The sequence below is a fragment of the Rothia sp. HMSC069C01 genome, from assembly GCF_001814655.1.
Lineage (GTDB): Bacteria > Actinomycetota > Actinomycetes > Actinomycetales > Micrococcaceae > Rothia > Rothia dentocariosa.
In genome coordinates this window covers 1-6,168 of the sequence record NZ_KV817386.1, presented here as the reverse complement: position 1 = coordinate 6,168, position 6,168 = coordinate 1, and the positions used below count along the sequence as shown (strand labels likewise).

The following is a 6,168-nucleotide window of genomic DNA, read 5'->3' as shown; positions in this document are numbered from 1 at the left end:
GCTCATCGGATAAGAGGAAGTGCCGCCTCCTGAATATATACTGGCTGGGAGGCGGCACTTGCTGTTACATCAAGGATCACTGTTGTGAGCTACTCTCGGTTAGGCTAGATATATGGCGAAAAAATCTTTCAATCACCTTCCCCCCAGCACTCAACTTTTGCGGGTCGGCATCATCTTCGAGGCAGTAAGTGTTGTACTTGTGATACTTGCTTTTATTCCTTTTCCCTCGCTCACGGTGAATGCCATCCTGTTTTATATCACGATAATCGTGGGTAGTTTTACCTCTGTGATCGCCTTTATCTGTGCCATAGTGGGGCTTATTCGGTTTGTGCGCCATCGCATTGCAAATATTGTATTGGCGGCGGTATCGGTGCTGATAAACCCGGTGACCGTGGTTTTGGCTGATGCTCTTCTGAACTCTAACGGCTAAATTACTGTCGCGCGGGGATTGCGCTCTGCATGCTGAGGTATCGGACTGACGCTCTTCCCAGTATTTCTTGCGGGGACTTTCAGGTGTTTTTCAGTCAAACCCCAAGGTTCCTCAAGGTAACTACGGTTAACTAGAGGTGTTGGTTCGAGAGGACTGCGATGTGAATGTGTGTGTTTCAGAGAGCGAATATGCTCTCGTGGAACTGAAAAGCGAGGCTACACAGTAGCCTCGCTTTTCAGTTTTAAAAATTTCGCCTTCTTTCGGGCGGCTATTACAACCTCATGCACGGCACCGGATACAGCGTGTAATTCTCTGCGATATATGCCCTGTAAGGAAGCTCTGACCCCTGGCCTTGTGTCTAAAGCACACATGACACCTCGTATTCACAGATATTCCCAAGGTTTAACTCACGAGGAATAAAGGTTGACGGGTCATAGTTATGTCAGGTAGTTCGAGAGGACTATCTGAAAGTTGGACTTTCCTTAGCGGAAGTGGCTCTGATTTTCGTATGTATGTGTGTGTGATTGAGGCTGAGATCGAATCTTCGGGTTCGGTCTCAGTTTTGTTTAATCCTTAGTCTGCATTCCGCACATAAAGCCACAGAAAACAACGGTTAGTGCCGGCGTGACAGGAGGTTTGCAAGATACAGCATAAGAAAAATGCGGCTACCTCATGATGGAGTGTAGAATTAGAGCATAAAAATCTTGCATATTAAATACGAATTATCACAGGAGAGTTATCGTGCCTAAAACCCCGAACGTTCCCGGTACCGATCGTCCCGCCGAAAAAGCCGCCGGACACTGGCTGCTCGCCCAACTCGGCAAGAAAGTCCTCCGCCCCGGTGGGCGCGAAACTACAAACTGGCTGCTCAGCCGTGCACTCGGCGGACAGATTGACGTAGTCGAATTTGCCCCCGGACTAGGCATTACAGCGCTCGAAATCGTCAAACGCAGCCCCAAGACCTACACCGGTGTAGATCTTGACCCAAAGGCGGCTGAAATCGTGCGCGGGCGCATCGGAAACAACCCCAACTACACGGTCGTAAACGCCGGGGCGCAGGAGACCGGGCTGCCCGATTCCAGCTACGACGTGGTGGTGGGCGAGGCTATGCTGACCATGCAAACCGACAAGCACAAGCTGGAAATTATGCGCGAGGCGGCGCGCATCCTACGGCCGGGCGGCTACTACGCCATTCACGAGCTATCGCTAACCCCCGACTACCTGCGCCCTGAGGTTCAAGAAGAAATTCAGAAGGACCTGGCACGAAGCATTCGCGTGAACGCACGCCCGCTTACGGTTGCCGAATGGACCCGCCTTGCCGAAGAAGCCGGGTTTGAGGTGTTAGACGTATATCAAACCGAGATGGCTCTTTTAGAACCCAAACGCATGATTGCCGATGAAGGGGTGGGCGGACTCGCCAAGATCATGTTCAACCTTGCACGCAAACCGCAGATTCGTGAGCGCGTGCTGGGTATGCGCAGTGTTTTTCGCCGTCACGCCGACCATATAGGCGCTATCGGTCTGGTTCTACGGAAGAAATAACTACGATTTGCGCGGTCAGAAAACGGAGCCTGAGTTTTCCCGATACAGTGGGAGGATTACTGAGGCTCCGTTTTACACTAGATATATATGAGGCGTAGATCCCACTCAAGCATGTGTACGCCCCCCTCGCTGGAGAAGACAATGAGCCGTATTCTTTTCTCTCCCGAAAGCTTTAATATGGGTGAAACCACGCGCGGCATCGAAATAGCGCGTGTTGCCCAAGACCGAGGGCACAAAGTCCTCTTCCATATATACTCGCCCAAATACCGTGGGTTGCTGGAAAGCGCGCGGCTTCCCGTGCATCTTCGTGAACCCATCATGACTGATGACGAAGCGAAACAACTCATGGCGCTTGACCAAGGCAGGGGAGTGCGGCATCCCTTCACCACCGAGAAAGTACGCCAGAGGGTTACCGTAGAACTTGCGGCCATTCGTGACTTTAACGCAGATGCCGTGGTGATCGGCTCTAACCCAACTATGCTGATCTCCGCGCGCATCGCCGGTGTACCTATTTTCTATGCGCGCCCTTACGCATATTCAACGACCTATTTTTCTGCGAAACCTGCCGGTGAAGCCCCCGCAGCACCGGGATGGTTACGCGCACTGGCTCGGACAATATCTTATAAACCAGCCTCGTTCACTCGTGTAGCCCGCGAACATGGAATCAAACTCCCGCGCCGTACCGTCGATATGTTCAGCGCTGACGTAAACCTTATCTGTTCTCTTTTTACCGAGCTGCGCGGCGATTCGTTAACAGCTCCAGACATCAGCGTGGGACCTATCTACTACCGTGCTCCCGGTGAACTTCCGCAGATTGTTCAGGAACCTAAAAAGCGACCACTTATCTACGTGGGGATGGGCTCGTCCGGGTCTTCGCATATCTTGGCGGCGGTGCTGCGGCAACTTTCAACGGTACCGGTAGATGTGCTGGTCGGTGATGGGGTGCTGTTATCGGATGCTGATGCGCGCTCACTGGGCGACAATATTCACCGTGCGGGAACTGTCCCGGCTCATCTGCTCGCCGGGCACATTGACGCCTCAATCACGCATGGTGGTGAAGGAACCGTGCAGACAGCGTGTCTGGCGGGGGTACCGTTCGCGGGTATCGCAATGCAGGCTGAGCAACGCTGGAATATTGAGGAATGTGCACGGTACGGCAACGCCCTGCGCTTCACGAAACACAGTGTGCACCGAGGTCAGATGCACGGCATTCTGGATCGTTTACTTTCAGATGAGACCATGCGCGCCAAGGCTCGACAGCTCAGCAAGGCAATGCGCGGCATGGACGGTCCAACCCGCGCCGTCGAGGTGATTGAGGGCTATCTCAAAGACTGTAATCCTGCCTAAAGGGTGCGAAACTTTGTTCACAGAACCACAGCGAGGTGAAACGATGAATATTTTGGTTGTTGGAGCATCGGGCTATGTGGGGCGTCATATTGTGGAGCAGGCGCATCGTCGCGGGCATCGGGTGCGTGCTGTGGTGCGCGATAAGGCTCGGGCTGAGAACGCCGGGGTGTGGGGTGCACCATCGCTGGCGGATAGGGTAGATGAATGAGTGGTTGGTGATGTAACCGACCGTTCCTTGACAGCAGGGGTGTGCGATGGCGTTGATGCGGTTATTTCGGCACTAGGGGTGACTCGGCAGAAGGCCGATCCCTGGGATATTGACTACCGTGCGAACCTAAATATATTGGAGTTTGCGCGCGCCCATGATGTCACACGTTTCTGCTATGTGAACGCCATACACGCCGAGTCAATTCGTTCGCAGCTCACGCGCGCGAAAATGGCTTTCGCGCAGGCATTGATCCAGTCGCCGCTAGCGCATCAGGTGGTGAGCCCGAGTGGATACTTCTCGGATATGAGCGCTATAGCGCAGATGGCACGCCGCGGCCGGGTGTATCTTCTGCGACCGCAAGGGCGGCTTAACCCCATTCACGGGGCGGATGTTGCCGCATACTGTCTTGATAAGGTGGAATCTGCTCAAGAAGGATCCTACGATATTGGTGGTCCCGAGGTTCTCTCGTGGCGCGAGGTAGCACAGTACGCTTTTGAGGCGGTGGGACGCCCCGCGAAGATCACAGTTATCCCGCCCCGGTTAGCAGACGGTGTGATGAAGGGGATCGGCCTTATCAAACCGCGCGTGGCCGATACTTTATCGTTTATGCTGTGGGGCTTAACGCATGATTGTGTGGGGGAGCCGACGAGAACGAATAGTCTTCGAGAGTTCTGCCGGGAACAGACACAGAATTTATAAGGCGGTGTACATTTCAACAAGCGTTCATGAGAAACTAGCATAGAAGTTCTGCAGAAATTGCTTCTGGAACGCCATAAACATCGGATAAAAACGCGATTTTGAGGAAAAAGCATGTCTGAAACTGCCATCGATTATGGTTCTCGCACCCTGCCGCACGATGATGTCGCGGAGCAGTCGGTGCTGGGCGGCATGATGCTCTCTAAAGACGCTATTGCCGATGTGGTAGAGACTCTGCATGCGGGAGATTTCTATAAGCCGCAGCATGAACTGATCTATGAGGCAATTATTTCTCTGTACGGTCACGGCAACCCCGCCGATGCGATTACGGTAGCGGATGAACTCAAGGGCCGCGGTGAACTCACACGAGTCGGTGGGGCAACATATTTGCATACGCTCATCGCTTCGGTTCCAACCGCCGCGAATGCCCAGTATTATGCTGAGATCGTCAAGGAACACGCGGTCATGCGCCGTCTGGTAGAGGCTGGCACTAAGATCGCCCAGCTCGGTTACACGAGCGAGGGCGAGGTAGACTCGCTGGTTGATCAGGCACAATCTGAGATTTACGCAATTTCAGATGGCAACGCGAAAGAGGATTACGTTACCTTCTCAGATGCCTTAGAAGCCACGATGAACGAGATCGATGCGAACTCGAACCGCCCGGATGGCGTTTATGGCGTGCCCACGAGCTTTATTGAGTTTGATGAGCTCACCGGTGGTTTGCATCCGGGACAGATGATTGTGGTTGCCGCGCGTCCCGGCGTGGGTAAATCGACTTTGGCACTGGATATCGCTCGTTCTGCCGCGATTCATCATGATATGACGACGGTCTTTTTCTCTTTGGAAATGGGTCGCACCGAGCTTGCAATGCGTGTGCTTTCGGCGGAGGGCCGCATTTCGATGGGCCGCCTCAAGAAGGGAGATCTTGACCAGGAGGGATGGACCAACCTGGCGACCCTGCAGGGGAAAATAACTGGTGCACCGCTTTTTATTGATGATTCGCCGAACATGACGCTCATGGAGATTCGTGCGAAATGCCGTCGTCTTAAGCAGCGCAATCAATTGCAGCTTGTGGTGCTGGACTACCTGCAGCTAATGAGCTCGGGTAAGAAAGTTGAGTCTCGTCAGCAAGAGGTCTCGGAGTTTTCCCGTAGTCTCAAACTTTTGGCGAAGGAACTTGAAGTTCCGGTCATTGCGCTCTCGCAGCTGAACCGTGGTTCGGAGCAGCGCACCGATAAGCGCCCGATGATCTCTGATCTGCGTGAGTCCGGTTCGATTGAGCAGGATGCGGATATGGTGATTCTGCTGCATCGTGAGGATATGTACAACCCCGATAGCGATCGTGTGGGCGAAGCAGACATGATTATTGCGAAGCATCGTGGCGGCCCAACGAAGACTATTCCCTTGGCATTTAGCGGTAAGTACTCGCGGTTTAATAACATGGCTTCTGAAACTCCACCGCAGCAGTATTAGCGGATTCTAGCGCATTTGAGCGTAAGAAAGGCGTTGCTTGACCGGTATTTTACCGGGAGGGCAGCGCCTTGAGTCTTTAAGAATTTTCGGAGTATAAAGGAGCTTTCGTGAATGAGGTTTTCATGGAAGTAAACACCCAAAATATTATGTGATGTACTGCATATTATTCTGGTTTGCAAAGCACGGAAAGCCTCTGTATAGTTGTATGAGTCGCCGCGGCGAGGGGAGGTAAAAACCCCGAGATCTTGCGGCAAAACAAACTATACAGTGCATAATTTGAAATTCATGTTTACGTTCGCACGGTAATTTTACAACCATGAGAAATTGAATGAATTTTGAATATTTGTGATGTGAGGCATAAAGTTTCTAACTTGTGTTTCTTGATGAAAGCGAGTATAGTTGCATAGGTTGTCACTCAAAATGGAGTGGCAGTATCACTGACCGGCTGATGATGACTCTGATTGTGTGTTGT

Annotated in this window: 4 protein-coding genes and 1 pseudogene; all 5 read left to right on the top strand. The window is 52.5% G+C overall.

Going from position 1 to position 6,168, the window contains the following annotated elements; all coding sequences use genetic code 11:
* The first annotated feature begins 112 nt into the window (after positions 1–112).
* The 5 genes and pseudogenes from HMPREF2981_RS03955 (at position 113) to dnaB (ending at position 5,696) form a co-directional block, all read left to right on the top strand.
* Positions 113–430 (top strand): hypothetical protein, encoded by a 318-nt coding sequence (locus HMPREF2981_RS03955; protein WP_004005956.1) that lies wholly within the window; start codon positions 113–115, stop codon positions 428–430.
* Between the two features lie 741 nt (positions 431–1,171).
* On the top strand, positions 1,172–1,972 hold the full coding sequence (locus tag HMPREF2981_RS03950; protein WP_070555450.1) for a class I SAM-dependent methyltransferase: 801 nt from the start codon (positions 1,172–1,174) through the stop codon (positions 1,970–1,972).
* 141 nt (positions 1,973–2,113) lie between these two features.
* Positions 2,114–3,319: a nucleotide disphospho-sugar-binding domain-containing protein gene (locus tag HMPREF2981_RS03945; protein ID WP_070660924.1), complete on the top strand. Its 1,206-nt coding sequence runs from the start codon at positions 2,114–2,116 to the stop codon at positions 3,317–3,319.
* A gap of 43 nt (positions 3,320–3,362) precedes the next feature.
* A pseudogene (locus HMPREF2981_RS03940) lies at positions 3,363–4,226 on the top strand (SDR family oxidoreductase).
* Positions 4,227–4,337: 111 nt separating this feature from the next.
* Positions 4,338–5,696 (top strand): replicative DNA helicase, encoded by a 1,359-nt coding sequence (gene dnaB / locus HMPREF2981_RS03935; protein ID WP_013398176.1) that lies wholly within the window; start codon positions 4,338–4,340, stop codon positions 5,694–5,696.
* Positions 5,697–6,168: the final 472 nt, after the last annotated feature.

Excerpts from the sequence above, each read along its gene's own strand:
- HMPREF2981_RS03955 (WP_004005956.1), top strand. The coding sequence starts at position 113 with ATGGCGAAAAAATCTTTCAATCACCTTCCCCCCAGCACTCAACTTTTG.
- HMPREF2981_RS03945 (WP_070660924.1), top strand. The coding sequence starts at position 2,114 with ATGAGCCGTATTCTTTTCTCTCCCGAAAGCTTTAATATGGGTGAAACC.
- dnaB (WP_013398176.1), top strand. The coding sequence starts at position 4,338 with ATGTCTGAAACTGCCATCGATTATGGTTCTCGCACCCTGCCGCACGAT.